This is a genomic window from Caulobacter sp. ALps2 (assembly GCF_058681635.1).
The window spans coordinates 2,759,011-2,784,803 of record NZ_CM178743.1 but is presented as its reverse complement, the minus strand read 5'-3'; the positions used below and the strand labels follow the sequence as shown (position 1 = coordinate 2,784,803).

26 protein-coding genes and 1 tRNA gene are annotated in these 25,793 nt (G+C 68.7%); 12 read left to right on the top strand and 15 right to left on the bottom strand.

The window, feature by feature from the left end:
- The first annotated feature begins 90 nt into the window (after window positions 1-90).
- Entirely contained in the window at window positions 91-441 is a 351-nt protein-coding gene (locus ACW173_RS13270; protein WP_492080479.1) for a DUF3147 family protein, read from the top strand.
- A gap of 227 nt (window positions 442-668) precedes the next feature.
- On the opposite strand, the gene ACW173_RS13265 is transcribed toward ACW173_RS13270, so the two are convergent.
- The 3 genes from ACW173_RS13265 to ACW173_RS13255 are packed head-to-tail and all read right to left on the bottom strand — an operon-like array spanning window position 669 to window position 3,653.
- Window positions 669-1,532 (bottom strand): glucosamine inositolphosphorylceramide transferase family protein, encoded by an 864-nt coding sequence (locus ACW173_RS13265; RefSeq protein ID WP_492080478.1) that lies wholly within the window; start codon window positions 1,530-1,532, stop codon window positions 669-671.
- The gene (locus tag ACW173_RS13260; protein ID WP_492080477.1) at window positions 1,525-2,481 is read right to left on the bottom strand and encodes a hypothetical protein; all 957 of its coding nucleotides are present in this window, start codon (window positions 2,479-2,481) and stop codon (window positions 1,525-1,527) included. Before ACW173_RS13260 ends, ACW173_RS13265 begins: the two co-directional genes overlap by 8 nt.
- 5 nt (window positions 2,482-2,486) lie before the next feature.
- On the bottom strand, window positions 2,487-3,653 hold the full coding sequence (locus ACW173_RS13255; RefSeq protein WP_492080476.1) for a glycosyltransferase: 1,167 nt from the start codon (window positions 3,651-3,653) through the stop codon (window positions 2,487-2,489).
- 193 nt (window positions 3,654-3,846) lie between these two features.
- Between ACW173_RS13255 and ACW173_RS13250 the strand changes: the two genes are divergently transcribed.
- The 5 genes from ACW173_RS13250 to ACW173_RS13230 all read left to right on the top strand — a co-directional run bounded on the left by ACW173_RS13250 (window position 3,847) and on the right by ACW173_RS13230 (window position 10,540).
- Window positions 3,847-5,124, top strand: coding sequence for a glycosyltransferase family 4 protein (locus ACW173_RS13250; protein WP_492080475.1), 1,278 nt, complete (start codon window positions 3,847-3,849; stop codon window positions 5,122-5,124).
- Window positions 5,125-5,137: 13 nt separating this feature from the next.
- Window positions 5,138-6,331, top strand: coding sequence for an LptF/LptG family permease (locus ACW173_RS13245; RefSeq protein ID WP_492080474.1), 1,194 nt, complete (start codon window positions 5,138-5,140; stop codon window positions 6,329-6,331).
- Between the two features lie 153 nt (window positions 6,332-6,484).
- Window positions 6,485-7,012: an RNA polymerase sigma factor gene (locus ACW173_RS13240; protein WP_492080473.1), complete on the top strand. Its 528-nt coding sequence runs from the start codon at window positions 6,485-6,487 to the stop codon at window positions 7,010-7,012.
- A gap of 112 nt (window positions 7,013-7,124) precedes the next feature.
- Window positions 7,125-8,102 carry a FecR family protein gene (locus ACW173_RS13235; protein WP_492080472.1) on the top strand — a complete coding sequence of 326 codons (978 nt, stop codon included), beginning with the start codon at window positions 7,125-7,127 and terminating at the stop codon, window positions 8,100-8,102.
- Window positions 8,103-8,104: 2 nt separating this feature from the next.
- Window positions 8,105-10,540 (top strand): TonB-dependent receptor, encoded by a 2,436-nt coding sequence (locus ACW173_RS13230; RefSeq protein ID WP_492080471.1) that lies wholly within the window; start codon window positions 8,105-8,107, stop codon window positions 10,538-10,540.
- On the opposite strand, the gene ACW173_RS13225 is transcribed toward ACW173_RS13230, so the two are convergent.
- On the bottom strand, window positions 10,537-10,755 hold the full coding sequence (locus tag ACW173_RS13225) for an MlaA family lipoprotein (protein WP_492080470.1): 219 nt from the start codon (window positions 10,753-10,755) through the stop codon (window positions 10,537-10,539). The two genes, ACW173_RS13230 and ACW173_RS13225, sit on opposite strands and share 4 nt — an antisense overlap.
- A 57-nt stretch (window positions 10,756-10,812) precedes the next feature.
- Here ACW173_RS13225 and ACW173_RS13220 point away from each other — a divergent pair.
- Window positions 10,813-10,897, top strand: a tRNA-Leu gene (locus ACW173_RS13220).
- Between the two features lie 200 nt (window positions 10,898-11,097).
- Window positions 11,098-11,496 (top strand): helix-turn-helix domain-containing protein, encoded by a 399-nt coding sequence (locus ACW173_RS13215; protein WP_492080469.1) that lies wholly within the window; start codon window positions 11,098-11,100, stop codon window positions 11,494-11,496.
- Window positions 11,497-11,503: 7 nt separating this feature from the next.
- Here ACW173_RS13215 and ACW173_RS13210 read toward each other — a convergent pair whose 3' ends face one another.
- Window positions 11,504-12,283: a competence/damage-inducible protein A gene (locus ACW173_RS13210; protein ID WP_492080468.1), complete on the bottom strand. Its 780-nt coding sequence runs from the start codon at window positions 12,281-12,283 to the stop codon at window positions 11,504-11,506.
- A gap of 51 nt (window positions 12,284-12,334) precedes the next feature.
- Between ACW173_RS13210 and sfsA the strand changes: the two genes are divergently transcribed.
- The 3 genes from sfsA to map all read left to right on the top strand — a co-directional run bounded on the left by sfsA (window position 12,335) and on the right by map (window position 14,451).
- Complete coding sequence (gene sfsA / locus ACW173_RS13205; protein ID WP_492080467.1) at window positions 12,335-13,054, top strand: DNA/RNA nuclease SfsA; 720 nt, start codon at window positions 12,335-12,337, stop codon at window positions 13,052-13,054.
- Window positions 13,055-13,125: 71 nt separating this feature from the next.
- Entirely contained in the window at window positions 13,126-13,518 is a 393-nt protein-coding gene (locus ACW173_RS13200) for a hypothetical protein (protein ID WP_492080466.1), read from the top strand.
- 105 nt (window positions 13,519-13,623) lie between these two features.
- Window positions 13,624-14,451 carry a type I methionyl aminopeptidase gene (gene map, locus ACW173_RS13195; RefSeq protein ID WP_492080465.1) on the top strand — a complete coding sequence of 276 codons (828 nt, stop codon included), beginning with the start codon at window positions 13,624-13,626 and terminating at the stop codon, window positions 14,449-14,451.
- A gap of 168 nt (window positions 14,452-14,619) precedes the next feature.
- Here map and ACW173_RS13190 read toward each other — a convergent pair whose 3' ends face one another.
- The 10 genes from ACW173_RS13190 to ACW173_RS13145 all read right to left on the bottom strand — a co-directional run bounded on the left by ACW173_RS13190 (window position 14,620) and on the right by ACW173_RS13145 (window position 24,674).
- A complete protein-coding gene (locus ACW173_RS13190; protein ID WP_492080464.1) occupies window positions 14,620-15,864 on the bottom strand; it encodes a dipeptidase in 1,245 nt (414 codons plus the stop codon).
- Window positions 15,865-15,980: 116 nt separating this feature from the next.
- Complete coding sequence (gene radC / locus ACW173_RS13185; RefSeq protein WP_492080463.1) at window positions 15,981-16,739, bottom strand: RadC family protein; 759 nt, start codon at window positions 16,737-16,739, stop codon at window positions 15,981-15,983.
- 49 nt (window positions 16,740-16,788) lie between these two features.
- A complete protein-coding gene (msrQ, locus tag ACW173_RS13180) occupies window positions 16,789-17,421 on the bottom strand; it encodes a protein-methionine-sulfoxide reductase heme-binding subunit MsrQ (protein ID WP_492080462.1) in 633 nt (210 codons plus the stop codon).
- Window positions 17,421-18,338, bottom strand: coding sequence for a protein-methionine-sulfoxide reductase catalytic subunit MsrP (gene msrP, locus ACW173_RS13175; protein ID WP_492080461.1), 918 nt, complete (start codon window positions 18,336-18,338; stop codon window positions 17,421-17,423). Before msrP ends, msrQ begins: the two co-directional genes overlap by 1 nt.
- A gap of 65 nt (window positions 18,339-18,403) precedes the next feature.
- Window positions 18,404-19,006 carry a periplasmic heavy metal sensor gene (locus ACW173_RS13170; RefSeq protein ID WP_492080460.1) on the bottom strand — a complete coding sequence of 201 codons (603 nt, stop codon included), beginning with the start codon at window positions 19,004-19,006 and terminating at the stop codon, window positions 18,404-18,406.
- Window positions 19,003-19,458: a hypothetical protein gene (locus ACW173_RS13165; RefSeq protein WP_492080459.1), complete on the bottom strand. Its 456-nt coding sequence runs from the start codon at window positions 19,456-19,458 to the stop codon at window positions 19,003-19,005. Before ACW173_RS13165 ends, ACW173_RS13170 begins: the two co-directional genes overlap by 4 nt.
- 16 nt (window positions 19,459-19,474) lie before the next feature.
- Complete coding sequence (locus tag ACW173_RS13160) at window positions 19,475-20,035, bottom strand: RNA polymerase sigma factor (RefSeq protein ID WP_492080458.1); 561 nt, start codon at window positions 20,033-20,035, stop codon at window positions 19,475-19,477.
- A gap of 26 nt (window positions 20,036-20,061) precedes the next feature.
- Window positions 20,062-20,475 (bottom strand): EF-hand domain-containing protein, encoded by a 414-nt coding sequence (locus ACW173_RS13155; protein ID WP_492080457.1) that lies wholly within the window; start codon window positions 20,473-20,475, stop codon window positions 20,062-20,064.
- A gap of 79 nt (window positions 20,476-20,554) precedes the next feature.
- Window positions 20,555-23,437, bottom strand: coding sequence for a bifunctional [glutamine synthetase] adenylyltransferase/[glutamine synthetase]-adenylyl-L-tyrosine phosphorylase (locus ACW173_RS13150; protein ID WP_492080456.1), 2,883 nt, complete (start codon window positions 23,435-23,437; stop codon window positions 20,555-20,557).
- A gap of 37 nt (window positions 23,438-23,474) precedes the next feature.
- Window positions 23,475-24,674, bottom strand: coding sequence for an FAD-dependent oxidoreductase (locus tag ACW173_RS13145; protein WP_492085990.1), 1,200 nt, complete (start codon window positions 24,672-24,674; stop codon window positions 23,475-23,477).
- Window positions 24,675-24,905: 231 nt separating this feature from the next.
- Between ACW173_RS13145 and ACW173_RS13140 the strand changes: the two genes are divergently transcribed.
- Window positions 24,906-25,793 (top strand): M56 family metallopeptidase, encoded by an 888-nt coding sequence (locus ACW173_RS13140; protein WP_492080455.1) that lies wholly within the window; start codon window positions 24,906-24,908, stop codon window positions 25,791-25,793.

Genomic DNA, 25,793 nt, shown 5'->3' with positions numbered 1-25,793 from the left:
CTTTACGGATGGCTAGGACCGTCGATCGCCCCGCGGAGCTGGCCGGGTCCAACGGTGGCGCGCTGACCTGGCCCGGCGTATCAAAGGCGGATGTTCTACTTCATCATGAAGTGCGCGATCTCCGGGCTCCTGATTGGCGCCGCGTCAACGATCGCGCGTCGCTATCCAGGCGTGGGCGCAATGATCGCATCGCTTCCGCTTGTTTCGGTATTGGGAATGATGTGGCTTTGGCGTGAGAAGCCCGATCCGGCCAACATGGCGGCGCATGCACAGGCCACGTTTTGGTATGTGCTGCCGTCTCTGCCGATGTTTCTGCTGATCCCAATGCTGCTTCGGCGAGGCTTGGGGTTCTGGTCCGCGCTGGTTGCGGGGTGCGCGCTCACAATCGTGCTGTACCTCACAATGACCTGGGCGGCCCCAAAGCTCGGACTTCGCCTGTAGAGCGCCAGCAGGGGTCCTTGGATCACCTCCAGGAAGGTGACGTTTAGCGGCGCGCCGCGCTTTCGCACCACGCTGTGCGGCTGCCCACCTCGGCAGTCATGCGGTTGTTGCCGGCTCATCCCACGGGGCAGCCGCGGGCCTCGTGGTGGCCCTAGTGATGGTCGAACGGAAGCCGATACATTGGGTCCAACGGTGGCGCGCGGCTAACGCCGAATTTCGAAATCACCTCACCATGGAGACCGGTCGATGCGCTTGACGTCGAACAGGGTCACCGGGCCGCAGGCCGACAGTGTGTGCGGGCCATCACGATAAGCGCCCGCGCTCAATGGCCCGAGCAGCGGCGCACTCGCCTCGGCCTCGAAGCGACGGGGCGAGAGCTCCAGGATCTTCAGCACGCGTAAGGCCCCGCCATAGGTGCGCTTACAGTCCTGGACCGGCAGATGTGGAACGCCATTCTCCAGCCACGCCGTGCCGCCCGGTCTGCTTGACGCCAGGTCGTCGCGCACCGGATTGCCCGGGTGCGGTCGCCACGGCCCCGTCAGCCGTTCGGCGAACGCGAAATGCAGGCGTCCCTGTTTCCAGCGCTGGGATCCGGCTGGCGAATAGGCCAGCCACCAGAAACCGTCGTGGCGGAAAGGCGTGGCGTCGATGGCCGGCGTGTCCAGTTCCAGCCGAGCGACCGGCTCCCACTGATGCGGAAATGCCGAGGCGCGATAAAGCGTCAGAACGCCGGAGCGGTGCGCCTCCGGCATCATCCACCAGTCGCCGTCGGCCTCGAAGACCTGCGGATAGGATAGATGCCACGGCTCGCGCAGGACCACCGAACGCCGCGCGGGCGAAAAGTCAGCGCCCAGCTCGATCAGTTCGATGACGCCATGGCGGGTCCTGTAGTCATAGGCCTCGGCGAAGAGAAGGAGACGTCCGTCGAGCCAAACGCCAAACGGATCGGCCACGAACTTCAGGCGTCCTTGTTCCGGCAGCCAATGGACTGGCGCGTCGGGCGGAAACCCGTGGTTGGCGATTTCCACGATCGGCGCCTCGACCACGCCGATCCGCCAGATATCCCGCCCAGGAAGGCTCCACCTAAACATTCGGCGCGCCTGTCTCGGCGGCGGCGGCGATCGTCCCGCTCGGAGGCGCGCATAGACGGCGGATCAGGTCCACCGCGCTCAGTCCGACGATGACCACGAGATGGAGCAGAAGCGTCATCAGCGCCAAGGCCGCCAGCAGCACCGCGATCGGCGCGTGGGCGCCCAGCAGCAGCAGGACCAGATTGCCGAACACCAGATCCTTGTTTGAGATCAATGGAATGCGCGAGACCAGACAGCGGACCGCCAGGAGGGCGATCCACATGCTCGGGGTGGACTCCGGCAGCGCCATCCGCCAGATCAGGACGGTGAGGCCGGCCCAAATGGCCAGACGCAGGCAGTTGACCGCGCCGATGTAGACGAGTTGCGTCAGGGGTAGCGAGAACACCCGCCGCCCGAAGAGCAGGACCCCGACCGAGATCGCCAGCGGGATGACCCCTGACCAGAGCGCCAGCCCCACCTGCCGGATGAAATCGAGTTCGCGCAGCTGCGTCGCGCTGATCGCCGCCAGGACCAGGGTCAGGACGTTGCCCAGCAGGGCCGAGACGATGCCGGCGTCCTTGATGGCGGCGAAGGGCGCGACCGCCGTGTCGGCCTCGCGACGCGCCCAGACATAGAAATAGGCGTCGCCGCTATAGCCGAGCACGACCTCGTTGATGACGTTCTTGCGCAGCAGCGCCTCAAGACCCGCCGGAGGCAGGTTCCAGAGCCGCCGATAGACCATGAAGTCCAACAGCGGCTGGCTGAGATATAGCAGCAGCAAGGTGGGCCAGACGAGCGGCGGCAACCTGGCCATCGTCGCCAGCACAGTGTCTGTCGCGCCCCCGAGCTGCAGCACGATGGCCAAGGCCATGCCTGCCCCGAGGACCCCGCCCAGCCAGACCCAGCGCCGCGAGGCCTTGTTCCCGAGAGCGTTCGACGCCGCGTGATCGGCGACATCCCGCGCGCTCATCCGCGTCACGCCCGTGCGCCGGCCGCGACGGACCAATAATGGTCGAAAAGGTCGGCGAAATGATCGATATCGCGCCGAACCCTGATCGCCGCCTCGATCGCGGCCGCCTTCAGCGCGATGGGATCCCGGGCCAGCAGCCGGCCAAGAGCGGCTGCCGCGGCCCCAACATCGCCGGCGCGGTAAACTTCCGAGATTTCCGGTTGGGCCAGATGGGCAAAGCCGCCGCGGTCGGGACCCACGACCGGCAGCCCGCTAGCCATGGCTTCCGCGGGGATCAGGCCGAAGGTTTCCGACTCGCAGCCATGGACCAGGACGTCGGCGCTGGCCAGGTGGGCGGCGAGTAGGGCGCGGTCACGAATGGGCGGGAGGATTCGCACATTAGGATTGCCGGCGGCGGCGCGCTGAACCCGCTTGCGGTCGATGCCGTCGCCGACCAGCACCAGGCCGATCGGGGCGCTGGCGCTGGCCCGCGTTACCGCCTCGATCATCATCGGCCAGCGCTTTTCGGGATGAAATCGGCCAACGCCCAGGACCAGGCGGGCCGTGTCGGAACAGCCGCAGGCGTCGAGCAGCGCCAATCGCAGGCGCTCGTCGCGCATGGCGGGCGAGAATGCGCCGCGGTCGACGCCCAGGGGGACGCTGGTCACCAAGTCGACGCCCTGGCGCCAGAGGCGGTCTGACAGCCATGGCCCGCCGGTGACGATCGAGGAGAACCGCCTGGTCAGACCGCGAAGGTACGACCAGAACCAATCGAAGAGGCGATCTACCCGTTGGGGACTAGCCACCGGGGCCAGCCAACGCTGGGGATAGGACGCCACCGGATCGGCGTGCATGAACATGGCGCGGGGCGCGGCGCCAGCCCAGCTGGCTACGATCCAGCCGCCCCGCCAGGGCGACGAGGCTTCGACGAGGTCGGGCGAGAGCCGGTCGAGCCAGCCGTGCACCGGCGCGGCGTCCCAGAACATGTGATAGTTGGCGTCGAACGGCAGGCCGGGCGCGCGGACCTGGATCACCCCGCCCGCCTCGCGGGCTTCGAAGGCGTCCGAAGGTCCCGGCGCGATCACGAAGAGCTCGTGGCCCATGTGCGCCGCCGCCTCGAACTTGCGGTCGATATAGGTCCGAACGCCCCCGCCGGTCGGGGAATAGAACTCGGCGACATCCACTACCCGCATCGCACCTTCGCAGCTTTCTGAACACGCTCGCCTTCGCCGCGAAAGCATCACCGTTACGGTGATGAGGGGGCTGGCTTCACAAAAGGACGGCGAGGGCCGGTGTATCCCTCATCGATTTCGAAAATCCATGTGGTGGCGCTGGCGGCGCGTCGTCTTGGTCGGCGGGACCGGGCGACGATTTGGAAGGACTAGCATGGACATCAAGGCTTTGACGGGCGTCGAGCGCGCGCGCCTGATGCGGATCGCCCTGTTTTCGGGGAACTACAACTATACGCTCGATGGGGCCAATATGTCCCTGAACCGGCTGGTGGGCCATTTGCAGGACACCCTGGGCGCGACCGTGCGGGTCTATTCGCCGACCTCGCCGACGCCGGCCTTCGCGCCGGTCGGGGACCTGGTGTCCGTGCCTTCGGTGAAGATCCCGTTCCGGGCCGACTATCGCCTGGCCCTTGGTCTTCCCGGCGCAATCCGCCGCGACGTCGAAGCCTTCAAGCCCGATCTTATCCACCTCTCGGCTCCCGACCCTCTGGGCCGCGCGGCGCTTAAACTCGGCCGACATCTCAAGGTCCCGGTCGTCGCCAGCCTGCACACCCTGTTCGACACCTATCTCGACTATTACGGACTGGGCTTCCTTCGCCCGAAGGCCCGTCGCCAGCTCTGGAGATTCTACGGCGCCTGCGACTACGTCATGGCGCCGACCGACGCCATCGCCGACGAACTGCGCAAAGAAACCCGCTCGACGGCGGTTCGCACCTGGGCGCGCGGCGTCGATCCCGAACTCTTCCATCCTGGCCGCCGTGACGAGGCCTGGCGGCGGCGCGTCGGTTTCGATCCCGACCGTCCGGTGATCGTGTTTCTAGGCCGGCTCGTCTTGGAAAAGGGCCTGGCGGCATTCGCCGACACGGTCGCTCGGCTCGAGAACGCCGGCCACGCGCCTCAGGTCCTGGTCATCGGCGACGGCCCGGCCCGCGCCTGGTTCGAGGCGCGGCTGCCGCGCGCCGTGTTCGCTGGCTTCCTGACCGGAGAGGCCCTGGCCGCGGCGCTGGCCAGCGGCGATATCTTCCTCAACCCCAGCACGACCGAAACCTTCGGCAACGTCAATCTCGAGGCCATGGCCTGCGGCCTCGCCATGGTCTGCGCGGATGCGCCCAACACCCGCGCCATAATGCGCCATGAGCGCAATGCCTTGCTCTGCGCGCCCGACCATCCAATGTCCTATGCCGAGGCGCTTTCGAAGCTGCTCGTCGACGACGACGCGCGGCGCGGGCTGGGGGTCGAGGCGCTCGAGCGCAGCGCCGCCTATCGCTGGTCGGAGATCCTGGACGAGGTCGCCAAAGTCTATGTCGAGGCGCGCGATCGTCATGCCGCTTCGCCGGCGCTGGTCAAGCCGTTGGCCGCGGACGCCTCGCTTCTTCATCCGGAACGGAGCGGTCGCGTCGAACCCCAGCCGGCCGGCCTGCCCGCGCTCTAGGCCGGACTGAACAATGATCCTGACCCGCCTCGACCGGTACCTGCTGCGGCGGGCGGTGACGCCGATGTTCGCCGTGCTGATCAGCACGATGGTGGCGTTCCTGATGGAACGCCTGATGCGCTCGTTCCAGCTTCTTTCGCAAACCACCGAGGGCTTCAAGTTCCTGACCGAGCTGCTGATCAACCTGGTGCCGCACTATGTGGGGCTGACCCTGCCGGGCGGCTTCTTCATCGGCCTGTTCGTGGTGGTCAACGGCCTCAACAAGAGCTCGGAGATCGACGCGATACTCGCCAGCGGCATTGCGCTGGGCCGCTTCGCCGCGCCGTTCGTCGGTCTGGGGGTCGTGCTCATGCTGTTCAGCATGGCGCTGTTCGGTTTCATCCAGCCTTATAGTCGTTATGCCTATCACGCCGTGCTGCATGCGGCCGCCAATGCGGGCTGGAACGGCGACATTCGCCCCAAGGCGCTGCTGTCGGCGGGCCCGGACGTCTTCCTGACCGCGGACGACACCGACGCCAGCGGTCGCCACCTGCGGCGCGTGTTCATTCGCAAACTGGATCCGGAAGGCCGCGAGGACGTGCTGACCGCCGGCTCCGCCGACGTCCTCAAGCCGCCGGGCGCGCACGAGGTCACCCTGGTGCTGAACGGCGGCCGGCAGGTCAGCACCACACGCGAGGGGCAGGTCTATGTCACGGATTTCGCCAGCTTTAAGTTCGATCTGCCCCTCGCTCAGTCCGCCAAGCTCCTGCGCGCGCGCGGCGACGAGGTCAGCGAGCTGACCTTGGTCGAGCTGGCCCAGCAGGGTTTTGGCCACCTCGAACCGGCCCTGCCCCGTCAGGTCCTGCTGGCCGAGCTCTTCTCGCGGCTATCCCGGGCCCTGATGCTGCCGCTCCTGCCGCTTCTCGCCGTCCCCTTCGGGCTGAGCGCCAAGCGCGCGGGCGCGGGCCCCACGATGGTGATCGGCGGACTGATGCTCTTTGGCTTCGAGACCGCCATGATCCTGGGTCAGGCCATGGTGACGTCCACACCCCTGCCCGCCGCGCTCACGATCGGCGGACCAGCCGCTCTCTTCGCGACCGCATGCGTGGCGACCTGGATCGCCAGCCGCAAGCGGCCGGGCCAGAACCCGGTCAGCTGGCTCTCCGAGCGCGTCGCTGAACTCTTCGCCGCGATCGCCAGCACCCTGGGCCAGCGACAGGCCCCGTAGGAATGTCGCCGCCGCCGGACGGCGTCAGCGCTTGCCTTCGCCGCTCCGGCGCTTCATGTCTCAACCTCCCACCAACTCTGTCAGCGGGCCCCGCGTCCTGGCGATGACCAACGATGCCGACCGTCAGATCCCGCCCCCGCGCCAGAGCTGAAGATGAAGGACACTTCCCCCGACCTCTCGCCCCTGGCGAGCGCCTATCTAGAGCGCCGCGACGACATGCGACGCTTTTTCCTGGCGCGCCTGGGCGGCCGGGGCGATGTCGAGGACCTGGTCCAGGACCTGTATCTGAAAGTCCAGGCGGTCACCGAGGCGCCGATCGAGAACCCGCCAGCCTATCTCTACCGCCTGGCGTCCAACCTGATGCTGGATCGACTGCGGCAGGCCAAGCGGTCGGGGGCCCGCGAGACCGAATGGCGGCGGACCCACCATGCCAGCGTCGGCGCGCTGGACGTGGCCGACACGCCCGACGCCGAGAGCGCGATGATCGCCCGCCAGCGACTGGAGAAGCTCTCTTCGGCGCTGGAGGCGCTGGCGCCGCTGACCCAGAGGGTCTTCCGCCTGCACAAGTTCGAGGGCCTAACCCACGCCCAGACCGCCGAACGCCTCGGCATCTCGCGCAGCGCCGTCGAGAAGCACGTCAGCCTGGCCCTCGGCCATCTCGTCACCAAGGTGGGGCGATGACTGTGGCACGGATGCATCGCCACACCGGGATGTGGGGAGGGCCTTGGGGCGGAGGGGCGTCATTGTGGCGACGCCCGTCCAAGGCCGGGCGCGAAGAAAGCGCGAACCGCCGATGACCGAGCTCCTTTCTCAAGATGCGATCCATCAGGCCGCCGCCGACTGGTTCGCCAGATTGCAGGGCGACGCCGCCCTGGAGGACTGGACGGCGTTCCAGGCCTGGCTGGAGGCCGCCCCCGAGCACGCCGCGGCATATGAGGCGGTCGAGGCCGTCTGGCTCGATCTGGAAGACCTGCCCGCCGATGCCCCGGAGACATCGCCACTGGCCGCCGATGTCGTCTCCCTGCGCCCGCGCTCCAGCCCTCCGGCGAGACGCGGGCTGCTGATTGGCCTTGGCGCGGCCGCGGCGGCGGCCATCGTCGTCCTGGCGCTGACGCCGCGGTTGACGGGCCCGTCCTACACCGACTACGCGACCCGGCGCGGCGAGACGCGCGAGATCGTCCTGGCCGACGGCTCGCGCCTGACCCTGGGCAGCGCGACAACCCTGCGCGTGCGCCTGGGCCGCCAGCAGCGCGATGTGACCCTGGTCGATGGCGAGGCCAGCTTCGACATCGCTCATCTGGAGAACCGCCCGTTTGTCGTGGCGGTCGGCGCGCGGGAGGTACGCGTGCTCGGCACGGAGTTCAACATTCTCAGCCACGCCGGGCGCCTTGCCGTCTCGGTGCGCCGCGGCCGGGTGGCCGTTTCGGGAGGGCGGGAAGGGACGGTCAAGCTGGCGCGGGGCCAGCAGTTGGTCCAACTTCCCGGCGCGAGCGCGCGAACGCGCGAGGTGGTCCCGGACATGGCCTTCGCGTGGAAGTCCGGCAAGCTGATCTATGACCGCACGCCCCTTACCGAAGTGGTCGACGACCTAAATCGGTATGTCGCCACGCCGATCCGCGTTGATCCAAGCGCCGCCGCGGTGACAGTCTCGGGCGTCCTGCTGATCGACGAGGAGGCCGCCATGGTCCGTCGCCTGGAACTGTTCGCGCCGATCGTCGCCGAGACGATGGCGGGCGAGGTAATCCTCAAGGCCAAGACGGCGCGCCGCTGATCGTGACGGGGCAGGTCGACCGCCTCACCGCCCGACTCCGGGCCGCGGCCCTGGGCGCGGGCCTGGCAGGCCTTGTCGGCGCTCCCGCCGACGCCGCGCCGCGACTGTTCGCAAGCCGCGGCTCCCCCGTCGTCCGGTTGCGGATCCCGGCCAAGCCTGTCCGTGCGGCGCTGATCGAATTCGCGCTTCAGGCCGAGCTCTCGCTGGGCGGCGATCTCGACGCGTGCCGCGGCCAAGCCCCCGCCCTGACGGGCCGCCTCTCCGTGTCGGCCGCGCTCGACGGCATCCTGGCCGACAGCGGTTGCGGCTACCGCCAGCCCGATCCGCGCACGGTGATCATCCACCGCCTCGCGACAGCGCCCGCGCGTCCCGCGCGGCAGGCCCCGGCGCCGGCGCCGATGGGCCTGGGCGAGGTGGTGATCACCGCCCAGCGCTATCCCAACCTTCCGGGCCGCACGCCCTACGCCATCTCGGTGGTCTCGGCCGATGGGCTTGAGCGCCAGGCGCTGAGCAGCCTCCACGACCTGACCGGTCAGGTCGCCGGAATGACGGTGACCAACCTTGGGCCTGGCCGCGACAAGGTGCTGCTCCGTGGCCTGTCGGACGGCGCCTTTACCGGTCAGGCCCAGTCGATGGTGTCGCTCTATCTCGACGACGTGCCGATCACCTACAGCGCTCCGGATCCAAACCTGCGTCTGACCGACGTCGCGCGGGTCGAGATCATGCGCGGCCCGCAGGGCACCCTCTATGGCGGCGGCTCGTTAGGCGGGGTGATGCGGATCGCCACCCGCAAGCCCGATCTCGACCGCTATTCGGCCAGCGTGCTGACCGGGGTCGGCTTCACCCAGGGCGGCGGACGCGGCGGCGAGCTCGAGGCGGTGGCCAACCTGCCGCTCATCCGCGGCCGGGTGGCGCTGCGGGCGGTGGTGTATCGCGAAGCGCAGGACGGCTATATCGCCAACCCCAGGCTGGGCCTGAGCCGCGCCAACGGCTCCGACCAGGTCGGGATGCGAGCGAGCCTGCGCGCGATGGTGACGCCGAACTGGACTTTGACGCTGGGGATGACCCACCAGTCGAACGACAACCAGGACACTCAGTACGGGCTGCGGCGGCTGGGGCCGAAAATCCGCGACTCCTTCGTGCGCGAGCCGCACGACGGCGACTTCGATCACGCCTCCCTGACCGTGGCTGGCGAAGGCGGCTGGGGCCGGGTGACGGGCGCGGTCTCCCGCCTGTCGCACAATTTCGGCAGCCGCTACGACGCCACCGCGGCCTCGACGCTCTACGGCCTGGCGGAGGTTCCGGCGGCGTTCGACGAGGACAAGGGCATCAACCTGACGGTGGCTGAAATCACCTACTCCACGCCCAGCCAATACCGCCTGCACGGCCTGGTCGGGGCGTTCGCCTCGGATGGCGCGATCGGGCTCGCCTCCAGCCTGCACGCCCTGCCCCGCTCGCCGTTGGTCTACGCCGAGCGCCGTCGCGACGAGATCAACGAGGAGGCCCTCTATGGCGAAGTGACCCTCGACGCCACCGCGCGCCTGTCGGTCACGGCCGGGCTGCGCTGGTTCAACTTCAGCTTCGACACCGATTCCACGGTGACCCAGCCGGCCGGCCAGCGCCAAGTCCGTCAATCGGCTGAAGCCGCCGGCTTCTCGCCCAAGCTGCTCGTCACCTATGACGTTCGACCCGGGGTGCTGGTCTACGCCCAGGCGGCCGAGGGCTATCGGCCAGGCGGGTTCAACACGGCCGGGCGGATCGGCCAGATGTTCGACGCGCCCGAAACGCCGCCGCGTCGCTACGCGGCCGACGAGCTGTGGAACTACGAGCTGGGGGCCAAGTTCCGGGCCTTTGATGACCGCCTTCAAGGCCGAGCGGCAATATTCTACGCGACCTGGGAGTCGGTCCAAAGCGATCAGTATCTGGCCGACGGTACGGCCTACACCGTCAATATCGGCGACGGCGCCAACCGGGGCTTCGAGGTCGAAGCGGCCTTCCGCGTCAGCGAGCGACTCGACCTGCGCGCCGCGGCCCTGCTCAACGATCCCGAGGTCACCACATTCAACGCCGCTTTCAGCACGCGCAAGGGCGCGGCCCTTCCCGGAGTCTCCCAGGCCTCGGCCAGTCTCGGCGTCGACTATCATCGGGATCTGGCGGCGGGGCCGACCCTGCGCCTGCAAGGCCAAGCCTCCTATGTCGGCTCGTCCTATTTGACCTTCGGCGCCGACAGGGCCCACGAGATGGGCGATTTGATGAGCCTGCGCGGCGTGGCGAGTCTGACGACGCCGGGCTGGACGCTGAGCGCCATCCTGGACAATCCGCTGAACGGCCAAGCCAACAGTTTCTCGTTCGGCAATCCCTACCTGATTAGCCGGGACCAGATCATCACGCCGCCTCGCCCCCGCACCGTGAGCTTTCGCTTCAGCAAACGGTTCTAGAGACACGCGGAGGCGCGCGGCGGGTGGCGCACCAGGGCCGCGCGATGCTGGAGATAGGCCGATCGCACGGTCGCATAGGGATCCGTCGCGTTCTCTAGCGCCCGAACCTGAGGGTCGAGACGAGTCCGCGTGTTCAAAAGGGTCGCGGCGAAAACAGGAACGGACCGTGGTCGAGTTTGTGTCCCAGCAGCCCCGGAGTTCACCGATCGTTCCATTCCTCACATCAGCGAAAGCCTTGTGATTGGGGCCAGAAACCCTTACGCCACGGGCATGGGGACGTGGCGGAATCGGTAGACGCGCCGGACTTAAAATCCGTTGGAGCAATCCGTGTGGGTTCGAGTCCCACCGTCCCTACCAAGACTAGAAAAACAAGCGGTCCACCTGCGAGGTAGACGCCGAATTACTTCTCGCCATTCGGGAATAAACATTCCTTGCAGGAATAAACGTTTCTCGATGCTTCGACTCCCGCCACGATCGCGCCCGCGTCACGCAGGACGGTCGGTCTCGCGCGACGGCTCGATGAGCTACCTCCCACCCGTCGCGTTCGAGTATCTGACATGGCTGAAGACAAGACCCCCGATCCCGTCGACATTCATGTCGGCCGCCGCCTCCGCATGCGCCGCAAGGACCTGGGCTATTCCCAACAGGCGCTTGCCGACGCCCTGGGCCTGACCTTTCAGCAGGTGCAGAAGTACGAGGGCGGCAGCAACCGCATCAGCGCCAGCAAGCTGCAAGCCACGGCCATGTTCCTGAAGACGCCGATCGGCTTCTTCTTCGAAGGCCTGGACGATCCGGAAGGCACGGACAGCACCGCGGCCGATCTCGCCAACGAGATGGCCGATTTCTGGTCGCTGCCCGGCGCCCCCGAACTGGCTCGCGCCTTCACCGCCATCAAGTCGACCGGCATGCGCAAGCATCTGGTCGACCTGGCCAAGGCGGTCGCGGGCGAGGAATGACCGAGGTTTAGGCCGGCTCCGCCAGCAGCTCGATATTGCTGGCGCCCGCCTCGGTCAGCGCCGTGATCAGTTCGGCGACCGCCGCGTCCAGCTCCGCCGCGTCGCGTCCGCGCAGCACCAGGTTGGCGCCGTAGACGTCCGGCGGGCTGAAGAACGGATAGCTGCCCAGCGACATGTCCGGATGGGCTTTCGCCACCGCTTCCAGCGGCGCGGCGATCGTGCCCTCGCCCGTGCCGGTGACCCGCACCGTCTTGCTCAACACCACCGCGCCCGTGCGCAGGCGCGGTCCGACGTCCTCCAGCATGCCGCGCATGATCGCCGGCACGCCCGCCAGGACGAAGACATTGTCCTTCTGGAAGCCGGGCGGCCCCTGCACGGGGTTCTTCACCAGGCTGCCGCCCTCGGGCACGTGGGCCATGCGACGACGGGCGGCGTTGGGCTCGCCCCAGCGCTCGCGCAGCATGGCCATGATCTCGGGATGCTCGGGCGCGGTGACGCCGAAGGCCTTGGCGATCGAGTCCGCGGTGATGTCGTCGTGGGTCGGGCCGATGCCGCCGGTGGTGATGACGTAGTCATAGCGCGCGCGCAGGGCGTTGACCGCGTCGACGATGTCCTGCTCGACATCCGACACCACCCGCGCCTCGCACAGGTCGACGCCATAGGTCCCCAGGTATTTGGCGATGGCCGAGAGGTTCACGTCCTGGGTGCGGCCCGACAGGATCTCGTCACCGATGATCATGACGGCGGCGGTGACGCGCTCGCCTTTCCCACTTTGAGTGGTGGTCATCGCTTCGATCCCTTATGTCGCTTCGGTCTTACGCACCGACTTAGGCCCCGCATGCTGCTCCCGCAACCGCTCGTTCATGGCCGCCTGGTCAGCCGCTACAAGCGGTTCTTCGCCGACCTCGTGCTGGACGACGGGCGCGAGATCACCGCCCACTGCCCCAATCCCGGCGCGATGCTGGGCGTGCGCGAGCCGGGCCAAGGCGCCTGGGTGTCGTGGTCGGACGATCCCAAACGTAAGTTGGCCTGGACCCTGCAGTGCGTGGAGCAAGGCAACGCTCTGGTGGGCGTCAACACCCTGCTGCCCAACAGGCTGGTCGCCGAGGCCTTGGCGCAGGACGCCATTCCGGAACTCGCCGGCTACGAGACCATCCGCCCCGAGGTGAAATACGCCGAGGCCAGCCGCGTCGACTTCCTGCTGACCCATCCCGACCGCCCGCCCTGCTGGCTTGAGGTCAAGAACTGCCATTTCAGCCGCACGCCGGGCCTGGCCGAGTTTCCCGACTGCGAGGCCGCCCGCTCGACCCGCCACCTGGAGGACCTCGCCGCCCAGGTGCGTCAGGGCCACCGCGCCGTGGTGCTGTTCATCGTCCAGCGCGAGGACTGCGAGACCTTCAGCGCCTGCGCCGACCTGGACCCGGCCTTCGCGCGCGGCCTGGACGCGGCGGCCGAGGCGGGGGTCGAGGTGCTGGTCCATGCCTGCGCGATGAGCACGGAGACGATCCGCGTCGCCCGGCGGATCCTGTGGACCAACGCTCACCTAACAGCGATTTAACCCGCAATCGTCGCGCCTTCGGTTACCCATGCGCACGCTAACGGCCAGGGCTCGGGGACTAAGGGGATCGCATGAAGAGGACCGTTCTGGCGCTCGCCGTCTTGGCGCTCGCGGTGTCGGGTTGCGGGCCTAACGATCCGAGCAAGCCGGAGAGCGGCTTCATGACCGGCCTGCGGGCTGTGTTCGCATTCAAGGCCTGCGCCGGCGAACTGGAAGACCGCTTCGGCCTGAAGGAAATCGGCGGCGTCAATTCCAACGACATGAAGCCCGTCTCGACAGGCAAGCCCGGCGAGTGGGACGTCAGCTTCACCGCCGACGTCACCGAGAAGGAGAGCGGCCGGGTCACGCGCTACAAGGGCGTCTGCCATGTGCGTCGCGACAAGCCCACGGCCCTGGACGCGACCTTCATCAAGGAAATCCGTCCGGCCACTGACACCGTGCGACGCATCAACCCATCCCGCTAGGCGTTTGAAAGCGGGCCAGGGGTTGAAATTCGTGCTAGGATCAGCAGATACGCCCCTTCCCGCCTGATCGCCGCCCCACGCGCGGCGGCGACCGCTGAGTAGAGCATGACCTTGGACAACGCCCTCGAGATCGAAGCCGAGACCCGTACGGGCCAGATCAAGATCCACAAGCCGGAAGACTTCGAGGGCATGCGCAAGGCCGGCAAGCTGGCCGCCGAGTGCCTGGACATGCTGGTCCCGCACGTGCGGGCGGGCGTCTCGTCAGACGAACTGGACCGGCTGGCCCGCGAGTTCATCCTGGACAACAAGGCCCTGCCGGCCTGCCTGTACTACCGCGGTTATCCCAAGACCGTCTGCATCTCGCGCAACCACGTGGTCTGCCACGGCATCCCGGGCGACTGGTCCTTACGTGACGGCGACATCGTCAATATCGACGTGACCGTGATCGTCGACGGCTGGCACGGCGACACCTCGCGCATGTACGGGGTCGGCGAAGTCGGCCCGCGCGCCCGTCGCCTGGTCGAGATCACCTATGAAGGCATGAAGCGCGGTCTGGAGGCCGTGAAGCCGGGCGCCACGCTGGGCGACATCGGCCACGCTATCCAATCCTACGTCGAGGCCCAGCGCTGCAGCGTCGTCCGCGACTTCTGCGGCCACGGTCTGGGCAAGGTGTTCCACGACGCCCCGAACATCCTGCACTTCGGCCGTCCGGGCCAGGGCGCCGTGCTGAAGCCGGGTATGTTCTTCACCGTCGAGCCGATGGTGAACCTGGGCAAGCCGGCCGTGAAAGTGCTGAACGACGGCTGGACCGCCGTGACCCGCGACAAGTCGCTGTCGGCCCAGTGCGAGCACTCGATCGGCGTCACCGAAGACGGCTACGAGGTGTTCACCGCCTCGCCCGCCGGTCTGTTCCAGCCGCCGATCCTGGGTTGATAATCTGCTCCCCCGCTGGGGGGAGCTGTCGGCCCACGGGTCCGGCTTTGCCGGCCCGAGGATAAACTCCGCCGACTGAGGGGGCGTCGCCGGCCTATGCCGAGCGACCCCCTCCGGCCCTCTGGGCCACCTCCCCCAGAGGGGGAGGAGATAACACCCCGAGTATCCCTATTTCCCCGCCACGCTCTTGGCGTAGGCCTGCGCGCCGGCGACCAGGCGCAGCACGTTGCCGCTCCAGATCGCCTGGATGTCGGCGTCCGAATAACCCTCCGCCTTCAGGCGGGCGGTGATCTTGGGCAGGTCGGCCACGTCCTCGAAACCCTCGACGCCGCCGCCGCCGTCCCAGTCGGCGCCGACGCAGACGCCCTTGGGTCCCGCGATCTTCAGGGTGTGCAGCATGCTGGCCATGAAGGTGTCGAAGTTGGCGCGGACCGGCGGATACTGCTTGTCGACCGCCACCCGCTTGGCCATCCACGCCACGACGTCGGCCTGGCTGGCCTCGTCGCGCGGCGGACGGCCGATGGCCTCCAGGGCCGCCTTGCGCTCGGGGCTGTCGGCGCTGGCGCGCAGATAGACCGAGTTGATGCAGATCGCGCCGCCGCTGTCGGCGATCTTCTTGATGCGGGCGTCGTCCAGATTGCGCGGGTGATCGAAGATCGCCTTGGCGCCCGAGTGCGAGGCGATGACGGGCGCCTTGGACAAGGCCACCGACTGATCGACGATGTCGTCGCTGGCGTGGCTGACATCGACCAGGATGCCCAGACGGTTGGCCTCGGCCAGCCAGCGCAGACCCAGCGGCGAATAGCCGTTCCAGATCTTGCCCTTGGGGTCGGTCGAGCTGTCGGCGAACTGGTTGTTGCGGAAGTGGACCGGCCCGGCCATGCGCACGCCGGTGGCGTAGAAGGTCGACAGCAGGGTCAGGTCCTCGCCGATCGGCCAGGAGTTCTCGATGCTCTGGAAGACGAAGCTCTTGCCGGCCTTGTTGATCCGGACCGCGTCCTCGGCGGTGTAGGCCAGCTCGAACTGGTCGGGGTGGGCGGCGACCATCTCGCGGATCTCGGTCGCGCGCTCCAGGGCGAAGTCGCGGGCCTTGCGATAGCCCTCGGCGGTCAGGTCGCCCTGGCCGGTGTAGATCACATAGAAGCCGCCATCCAGGCCGCCGGCCTTCATGCGCGGCAGGTCCACCTGGCTGCCGTCCTTGGCGACGCCGTGCTCGTCCAGCATCGACCAGCCATGGCGGGCGAAGTGCTCGGGCGTGTCCAGGTGGGTGTCCAGGGTCAGGAAGCTGTCGTGCAGCGTCTTGATCGCCTTGGTGACTTCACCGGGCTTCTCTGGGGGCTTCTTGTCAGCCGCATGAGCCATGCCGCCCAGCAGGGCGGCCGATCCGAGCAGGATGGTGAGCAGGCGACGCATGGGCAGACTCCGGACGAAACCAAGGCCGCGACGCTCAAGGTTTCGATGCGGGGCGTCAAGCCGAGCTGGGCCGTCCGGCTCAGAAAATTCCCATCCTGATCAGGCAAGTCGCAGCGCTACATCAAGCCCAGCGCCTTGAAGCTGGCCACACCCTCGCGGCCGACCACCAGGTGGTCGTGGACGGCGATCTTCAAGGCCTTCCCCGCTTCCACGATCTGCCTGGTCATGTCGATGTCGGGCCGCGACGGGGTCGGGTCGCCCGAGGGATGGTTGTGCAGGATGATGATGTTGCTGGACGACAGCTCCAGCGCCCGCCGCATCACCTCGCGCGGATAGACCGGCGCGTGGTCGACCGTGCCGCGGTTCATCACCTCGTCGGCGATCAGCTGGTTCTTCTTGTCGAGGAACAGCACCCGGAATTGCTCGCGCGACTCGTTGGCCAGGGCGACGCGGACATAGCCCAGCAAGGCGCTCCACGATGAGATCACCGGTCGCTTGACGATCTTGTCGCGGCCGGCCCGCAAGGTCGCCTCGTGCAGCAGCTTGAGATCCATGGCCGCCGCCTCGCCGACGCCCGGCACCGTGGCCAGCTCCTCGACCGTCGCGCCCAGCACCGCGCCCAGCGAGCCGAAGCGGGTCAGCAGCGCCTTGGCGATCGGCTTGACGTCGCCGCGCGGAAAGGTGCGGAAGAGATAGAGCTCCAGCAGCTCATAGTCCGGCAGGGCCACGAACCCGCCCAGCTTGGCCCGCTGGCGCAGGCGGTCGCGATGGCCGGCGTGGTGGGCGTGGGCGGAGGGCTTCTTGGCCTTGACCGCGACCGGCGTCGTCGGAAAGAGCTCGGCGTCCGAGACGCCCAGGGATTTGACGCTGACCATGCCGCCCTCGACTCCAGGCGAACATTACGCGTTATCGCCCCATGGTTGTCTAGAGGGCGGTTTGCCTCCTGGCTTCCCAGACCCGCCACCCCATCAGCAAGACGAACACCGCGCCATAGATCAGCGGCGGCCGATGATCGGCCTTGACCAGCAGGTAGTAGTGCACGACGCCCAGCGGCACGATCAGATAGATCAGCCTGTGCAGCCGGCTCCACGCGGCGCGGCCCATGCGGATCACCCAGCCGTTGGTCGAGGTCACCGCCAGCGGGATCAGCAGCAGAAAGCCCAGCATGCCCAGGGTGATGAACGGCCGCTTGAGGATGTCCTTCCACAGCTGGCCCCAGTCGAAGAACAGATCGACGCCGATATAGCTGGCCAGATGCAGCAGGATGTAGCTGAAGGCGAACAGGCCGATGGTGCGCCGAAACCTCACCAGCCTGGGCATTTTCAGGATGCGCGCGACCGGCGTGATCGCCAGTCCGACCAGCAGCAGGCGCAGGCCCCATACGCCCAGCTGGCGGATCAGCTTCTCGATCGGATTGGCGCCCAGGTCGCCGCTGAAACCCTTCCAGGCCAGCCAGACGATGGGCGCGAAACAGGCCGCCCAGACCAGGGCGTAGACCAGGTTGTCCCGCGCCTTCGAGGGACGCTTCTTGCCCCCCCCTTTTGTGTTTGGCGCCATCAGTAGAACTTCTTCAGGTCCATGCCGCGATAGAGGTCGCCGACCCATTCGCCGTAGCCGTTAAATGGCAGGGTTTCGCGGCGACGGAATTCGCCGATGCGGCGCTCCGTGGCCTGCGACCAGCGGGGGTGGTCCACGGCCGGATTGACGTTGGCGAAGAAGCCGTACTCTCGGGCCGCCAGCTTGTTCCATGAGGTGACCGGCTGCTTTTCCACCAGGCTGATGCGGACGATCGACTTGACGCCCTTGAAGCCATACTTCCACGGCACGACCAGCCGCAGCGGCGCGCCGTTCTGATTGGGCAGCACATCGCCATACAGGCCCACGGCCATCAGGGTCAGCGGGTGCGTGGCCTCATCGATCCGCAGGCCTTCGCGATAGGGCCAGTCGAGCGTGTTCCAGCCCTGGCCGGGCATTTCGGACGGCCGCATCACCGTCTCGAAGGCGACGTACTTGGCCTTGGATGTCGGCTTGACCGAGGCGATCAGGTCCTTGAGCGGGAAGCCGACCCACGGGATGACCATCGACCAGCCCTCGACGCAGCGCATGCGATAGATGCGCTCCTCCAGCTTGGCGCCGCCGATCAGGTCCTCGATGCCGACGGTGCGCGGCGCCTCGCAGGCCCCGTCGATGCGCACGGTCCAGGGCTGCGGCTTGAACTTGCCGGAGTTCTCGGCCGGGTCGCCCTTGTCGACGCCGAACTCATAGAAGTTGTTGTAGCTGGTGATGTCCTCTTTCGAGGTCGCCTTCTCGGTCGTCGAGAAGCCCTTGGTGAAGGCCAGGCCCGCCTTGGCCTCGCTGGCCATGCCGACCAGGCCCGCGCCCGCCAGCCCGGCCATCAAGGTGCGGCGCTTGAGGTAGAGGCCGTGGTCGGTGACGTCGTTGTCGGTCAGGTCGGGAGCGTGGCGGATCAGCATGGGAGACTCCGAAGCTACGTCCAGAGATACGTCGGCGCGGACCGTTTGGTTACGTCCGTCGTGAATTATTCCTGGCCGCCATTCCGGGCCGCCTTGCGCGGGGCGTAGATCCGCGACAGGCCTTGCGCCAACACCACACGCTCCTGGGGCGACAGGGTGGCGGCGTAGCTCGCCAGCGCGGCCTCGACATTGCCCCGGGCCTGGATGTCCAGCGTGCGGGCCGTGGTCAGGCGGCGCGAGACCTCGGCGGGGTCGAAGCCTGGTGAGGCCAGAGCATCCAGCGCCGCCTGGCGCTCGGCGCGGGCCTGGCGCGTGATCGGGCGGTTCTTCTGGTTGGCCGCGTGCAGGGCCAGGCGCAGGGCGCGGCGGCTCCCCGGCGACAGGCGTTCGCCAGCCGACCACAGCGGCGGCCGAGCCTGGCGCTCGCCTTCCCGCGCGGGCGGCGCGAGCGGCGCGGGCCGCGCGGGGCGGCTGGGCGCGACCCGATCGGCGGGCGTCGGCGCCGACGCGGCCCGCGGGAGATAGACCGTCTGGGGCCGCGGCTGAGGCGTCGCCGGAGGCGGACTGGTCAGGCGCACATAGGCCATGCCCGCCACGCCGCCGACCAGGAACACGTTGAGGGTCGCCGAAGCGATCAGGCCGATCAGCAGCGGACGCGACAAACTCATAGCTCGGAAGCCTCCTCGAGGGCGTCCTGCAGGTCGGTCGAGACGTCGACGGCGGTGATAGTGTCGGCGCGCCCCATCGCGATCTTGGCCGTGATGACCGGCGCGGCGGCCTGGGGCTGGGCGTGGTCGGCGATCGAGACCCCGACCAGCACGCCCGCGAAGGCGGCGGCCGACAGACCCACGGCCGCGCCCAGGCCGGCGAGCCAGCGCCGCGCGGTGGTGGGCGCTCGTGGCGCGGCGGCGATCAGCCGGCCCAACAGGGCGGCGTCGGCGCTCTGGGCGGGCGCCAGGTCCAGCAGGCGGTCCAGTTGCGCCGCGCCGGCCAGCACCGGCGACAGGCGCTCGGGGTTGGCGACCAGCAGGGCGCGCGCGGCCTCGCGCTCGCCTTCCGGCCAGCGGGCGATCTCGCCGCCATAGATCTCGGCCAGGTCCTCGAACCTTTCAAGGGTCATCACAACCACGCCTCCTTCATCCCCCTGCCCCCCGCAGATCCGCCAGCGACGCCTTGAGGGCCCGACGCCCTCGCCCCAGCAGGCTTTCCAGCGCCTCGACGCTGATCTCCATCAAACGCGACGCCTCGATATTGCCCAAGCCCTGGTGATGACAAAGCACGATCGCCTCGCGCTGGCGCGGCGGCAAAGCGGCCAGGGCCGCCTCGACGCGCCTGGACAGGTCCGCCCCGATCAGGCCGGCGTCCGGCGCGGGGCCCGGATCGACCTGTTCGGGAGGCTCGCTGGTCACCACCTCGCGGCGGCGACGCAGGCGGTCGTAGCAAAGGTTCAAGGCCACGCGGTGCAGCCAAGTGTCGAACCTGGCCTGGCCCGGCGTCCAGCTCCGCGCCTGCTTCCAGGCGCGCAGGAAGGTCTCCTGGGCCACATCCTCGGCCTCGCCAGCGTCGTTCAGCATCCGCCGGGCCAAGGCCAGTATGCGCGGCAGGCGTCGGTCCAAGAGCTGGCGTACGGCGGTCGGGTCGCCCCGTCCCACCCCCGCCAGCAAGGTTTCGTCGGGATCGTTCCCGTCGGACGCCAAGCTTCAACCCGCCGCGCACGTCGTCATCAGACCCCGACCTTGGCCTTGCCCTTCTTGGCCTGCAACTCTTCAAGCGTGAGGATGCCGTCATTGTTGGCGTCCATTCGCTTGTAGCGCCAGGCCAGCACGTCGTCGGCCTCGGCGCGCGAGAGGAAGCCGTCCTTGTCCTTGTCGAAGCGCGCGAACATCCGCTCGCCCCGCTTGCCGGCCTTGGTCGCCTTGGCGTCGACCTCGGCGTTCTGTTTGCGGAAGGCCGTGAACTCCTCGGCGGAGATCTTGCCGTCCTTGTTGGTGTCCAGCCGCGTGAACAGCTTGTCGCCGTTCGAGGCCTGGAACCGCTGCAGGGTCATGCCCTGCGGAGCCGCCCCGCTGGCGGTCTGCGCCAGGGCCGGCGCCGCCGCGGCGAGCACGCCGGCGGCGATCAGGATGCGTATGATCATCAGTCTCTAGGTCTCCAAGGGTGGAAGGCCCGTCCCATGGAGAGATGAACGCGTGGGAGTGGGGATTCCGTCGCGCGATTTATCCCGGCGCCTTCACGATCGCCTCATAGGCTGCCCGCGCCTCGGCTTTCGCCTTGGCCAGCTTGGGTTTCAGCGACTTGAACTGGCTGACGTGGCCGGCCTTGGCCAGCAGGGCCTTGAAGGCCTTGGGCTCGGCTTCGACGTCGAGACTGTCCTCAAGGGCGACCTTGATCAGTTGGGAGAGGTCCTGCTCCAGTCGCCAAGCGGCTTCCAGCCGGGCCAGCGCCCCATCGTCGGCCAGGCCGGCCTCGCGCAGGGCCGCCAAGGCTTCGCCGGTGTTCTGGCGCAGCGGGCCGCCCTTGGCCGCGTGGGCCAGTTGCAGGAACTGGGCGGCGAACTCGACGTCGACCAGGCCGCCGGGATCGAGCTTCAGGTCCCAATCGCCCTTGCCGGGCCGCTCGCGCTCCATCAGCTCGCGCATGTCGATGACGTCGGCGGCGGTCTTCTTCCACTCGCGGCTCCGGCGCAGCGCCGAGGCGATCGCTTCCTCGGCGCGGGCCTTGAAGGCGGGCGAGCTGGCCCAGACCACCCGGGCGCGGGTCAGGGCCAAGAGCTCCCAGGTCTCGGCCTCGCGCTCGTAATAATCCTCGAAGGCCCCGAAGCTGACCGCCACCGGGCCCTTGGTCCCGGACGGACGTAGCTTCAGGTCGACCTCATACAGGGTCCCCTCCGCCGTCGGCGCCGACAGGGCCGAGGTCAGGCGCTGGGTGAAGCGGGCATAGAAGGTGTCGGCGCTCCATTCCTTCAGGGCGGAATGGGCCGCTGGCCCATCGGCGGCGTACAGCGTCATCAGGTCGAGGTCGGACTTGGCGGTCATCTCGCGCGAGCCGGCCTTGCCCAGGGCCACCACCGCGACCTGGCCTGGGAAGGCGCCGCCCAGCCGTTCGGTCTCGGCCAGGGCGGCGGGCGCCAGGCCGCCGATGATCAGGTCGGCCAACTCGGCGAAGGCGCGGCCGATGTCGCGGGCGTCGGCGCTGCCGCTCATCACCCGCACGCCGATGCGGAAGCTCTGGTCGCGGAACAGCCGGCGGGCGGCGTCCATCGCGCCCTCGAAGTCGGCCGGGTCCCACGGCGCGACGGCGGGCGTCTCGATCGGGCCAAAGAAGCTGGGGTCCAGCAGGGCGTCCAGCGCCGTCGGCCGCTTGGCCATGGTCGCGGCCAGGCGCGGGGCGAAGGCCATGACCTCGACGATCAGCTCGAACAGGCGCGGCTGAGCCAGGAACAGCGACTGGATCTGCACGCCCGAGCTCAGCGACGCGAAGAAGTCGGCGAAACGATTGAAGGCCTGGTCCGGCGCGCCGGTGGCGTTGGCCGCATCCAGCAGGCGCGGGGCCAGGCGGGTGAAGAGCTCGCGGCCGCGTTCGGTGCGCGTGGCGGCGATATGGCCGTGATGCCAGCCGCGGATGGTGGCGGCCACGCGCTCGGGACTGGAAAAGCCCATGCGCTTGAGGGTGGCCAGGGTCTCGGGATCGTCCTCGACGCCGGTGAACACCAGGGAGCCGAACCGCGAGGACAGCTCCTCCTCGCCGGCGAACAGGCGGCCGTAGCGCTGGTTGACGCCCTTCAGGATCTTGCCGACGGCGGCGTCGAAGGTTCGCAGATTGTCGTGGTTCCAGAGCGCGGCGACCTTCTTGCGGTCGTTGTCCGACTCCGGGAGCTTGTGGGTCTGGTCATCGGCGATCATCTGGGCGCGGTGCTCCAGGGCCCGCAGGTCCTGATAGGCCTTCGACAGCCAGCCGGCGTCCTCCAGCGTGACGTGGCCGGCGGCGGCCAGGGCCAGCAGGGCGTCCAGGGTGCGAGGGCCGCGCAGGTCGGGCTGCCGGCCGCCCAGGATCAGCTGCTGGGTCTGGACGAAGAACTCGATCTCGCGGATGCCGCCCCGGCCCAGCTTCAGGTCCGCGCCCTTGGCGGTCAGGCGGTCGTCGACCTTGTAGGTGTGGATCTGGCGCTTGATCGAGTGGATGTCGGCGATGGCCGCGAAGTCCAGGTTCCGCCGCCAGATGAAGGGCTGCAGCCCCTCCAGGAACGCCGCGCCCTCCTTGAGGTCACCGGCCGCGATCCGGGCCTTGATGTGGGCCGCGCGCTCCCAGTTCTGGCCGACGCTCTCATAGTAGTCCATCGCCGCGTCGACCGGCATGGCCGGCGGGGTCGACGACGGATCGGGGCGCAGGCGCAGGTCGATGCGGAAGACGTAGCCGTCGCCGGTCCGCTCCTGCAGCACCCGGCCCAGATGATTGGCGATCCGCACCGCCACGGCCTGGGGTTCGTGCCCCTCGGCGACCGGCAGCTTCTCCGGCGCGTAGAAGATCGAGAAGTCGATGTCGCTGGAATAGTTCAGCTCGAACGCGCCGTGCTTGCCCATGGCGATGCAGAACAGACCCGGCGCGGGGCCGTCCTCCCCCTCGCCCACATGGGTCAGCGCGCCGCGATCGACCTCCTGCCGAACGGCCTGGGCCAGGGCGGCGCGCAGCACGGCGTCGGCGAAGCGAGTCAGGGCGCCGGTCACCTGGTCCAGGTCCCAGACCCCGCCCAGGTCGCACAGCGCCGTCAGCAGGTGCAGGTCGGCCTTCAGCTCGCGCAGGGTCCGGCGGGCGGTCTCGAAGTCCGGCTCCGCGGCGACATCCAGGGCGGCGGCCAGAATGGCGGCCAGGGTCCGTCCGGGATCGCCGTCCAGAAGCCTCGGCAGCCGCTGCCCGTCGCGACGCGCCAGGCCGGCCAGGTACGGCGAGGCGGCGAAGACCGGGGCCAAGGCGGCCCAGGCGGCGTCGACGCCGGCCATGGCCTCGCCCGCCCGCTTGGCGATCGCCTCGTGCGCCCGCTCGGCGGCCTTGGCGTCGAGGACGGGACCGCAGGGGCCTAAACGATCAGCGAGACGAGTCATGCGGGCACCGTGGCCCGCGCTGCTCGTGCGGGCAAGATCAGGCGGCGCGCGGGCCCATGCGGGCGAAGAGGTCGGCGATGGTCGTGATCGCCGCGCGCGCCTCGGCCATGTCGGCGACCTCGCGATCATCGGCGTAGCCATAGGCCTCGCTGTCGCCGACCTGCTGGAACACGATGCCGTCGCGGCGGGGCAGGACCGACACACCCTTGTAGTAGAGGCCGTAACGCAGCTCCGGCTGGGGGATCAGCCAGGCGATCTGGCCCCGCACCGGCACGACGGTCTCATCCTTCCACAGCGCTCTGGCGCCATAGCCGGTGCAGTTGACGACCACCGGCTGCGTCAGCCCGGTGAGTTCGCCGGGCGCGTTGAAGGTCCGCGTCTCGATCTTGCCGCCCGCCAGCAGGTAGTCGGTCATCAGCACGTGAGCGTATTCGGTCACGTTGAACTGCAGCGAGGCCGCGCGGCGGGCGTTGGCGACCGGGAACGGATTGGCCTCCGGCGGCAGGGCGACGGCCCGAGGCGAGATGTCCCGCACGCGCTCGACGTACTGCGCGAAATGCGGCGAGCCGGGCGTCGCCGCGCCCTGGCGCTCGCCCGGGGCCCCGTCGAACAGGGTGTAGCGGTCGCTCCACTCGACCGGCGAGCCCGCCAGCCCGACGTAGTTCTGGAACGCGGCGAACGAGGTTCGGCACATGGTTTCCCAAAGCGCCTCGAAGCCCGCCGGCGTCTCGCCTTCGGCGGCGATCCGCGAGTCGGGCGACCAGGTGCCCGTGGCCCGCGCCGAGCGCGTCTGGGGCAGTTGCTCCGCGGCATAGATGGTGACGTTGGCGCCCGCCCGGCGCAGCACGGTGGCGGTGGTCAGCCCCAAGGCGCCGCAACCGATCACCGCCACGTCCCGCGCTCCGCTGGCCAGGGCCTGGCGCGTCGCATGCTCGGCCGCGCCCCACGACAACGACCAGCCGCTGCCGCCGTGGCCATAGTTGTGGACCACGGTCTTGTCGCCCAGCGTCTCGACGTCCATCCGGGGCCCGGCCTTGCGGAACGGCCGCAGGCAAACCGTCACCCGGGTGATCCGGTCGAGCTCCGCGCGGACCGGCGGCAGGAAGGATCTGGCTGGCAAGATCAGGCCAGGCTTGGTCGACGGCATCGGTCCGCCAGCGCAGCCCGCCAACCCCGTCGCCCCCCAGCCGGCCAGCCCGGCAAGCACGCCGCGCCGCCCCAAAGTCGCCATGCCCATGGTCAAGATTCACCTCCGTCGCCGCGCGCCGATCGCCAGTTGATGTCGTCCGCGTCGTCGGGTCACGCCCCGAAAGAGCTAGACCCGCGAGTTTGTCGGGTGCGCTTCGTCACTGGGCGCCCCTTCCTGTAAGCGTAACAGTTGCGGTCATTCCGAACACACGCCGGCTTGACGCGAGAAATTACAGTTGTAACGATTGGATCCGGGAAACGGTCAGGACTGCATCCGACGATGATCGAGCTCTTCGCCCTCGCCCTGGTTCGGGCCCAGATCGCCGCCGCGGCCGCCGTGCTGCTGGTCGTCATGCTGCGTCCGTCCGCGCGCCAGCTGTTCGGCCCGCGCCGCGCCTACGGCCTGTGGGCCATCGTGCCGGCCGCCGCGGCCGCCGCCTTCCTGCCCAGCCTGGCCGAGACCATGGACCTGGGCTCGCCCGCCCGACCGCTGGGCGCCTGGGCGTCCAAGCTGATCCTGCTGTGGCTGGCCGGCTGCGCGGTCGCCACCGCCATCCTGGTCCTGCGCGAGCGCCTGTTCCGGCGCAAGGTCGAGCAGGGCCTGGCCGGTCCGGCCGTCATGGGCGCCCTGTGGCCGCGCGTGGTGCTGCCGTCCGACTTCAACCAGCGCTTCGACGCCCGCGAGCGCGAGATGATCACGCTACACGAGCGCACCCACATCAATCGCGGCGATCCGATCGCCAACCTGGTCATCGCCGGGGCCGGGGTGCTGGGCTGGTGCAATCCGATGATCGCCCTGGCCGCGCGCCTGGTCCGCATCGACCAGGAACTGGCCTGCGACGCCACCGTCGTGGCCCTGCGCGGCGACATCCGCGCCGACTACGCCAAGACCCTGATGAAGGCGCAGATGAGCGTCGCCACCTCGCCCCTGGCCTGCGGCTGGGCCACCCATCCGCTGATCCTGCGCGTGTCGCTGCTGAACCGGCGCGAGCCCAGCCTGCACCGCGACATCGCCGGGTTCCTGACCATGACCTTCCTGGCGATCATGGCCATGGTCATCGTCTGGAGCGTCTCCCCCCGCGGTCCCGACGCCGGCGATCTGCGCCCCGGCATGGCCGCCCAGATGGACCCGTACACGGGCGCGATCACCTGGGTGCAGGGCCAGTAA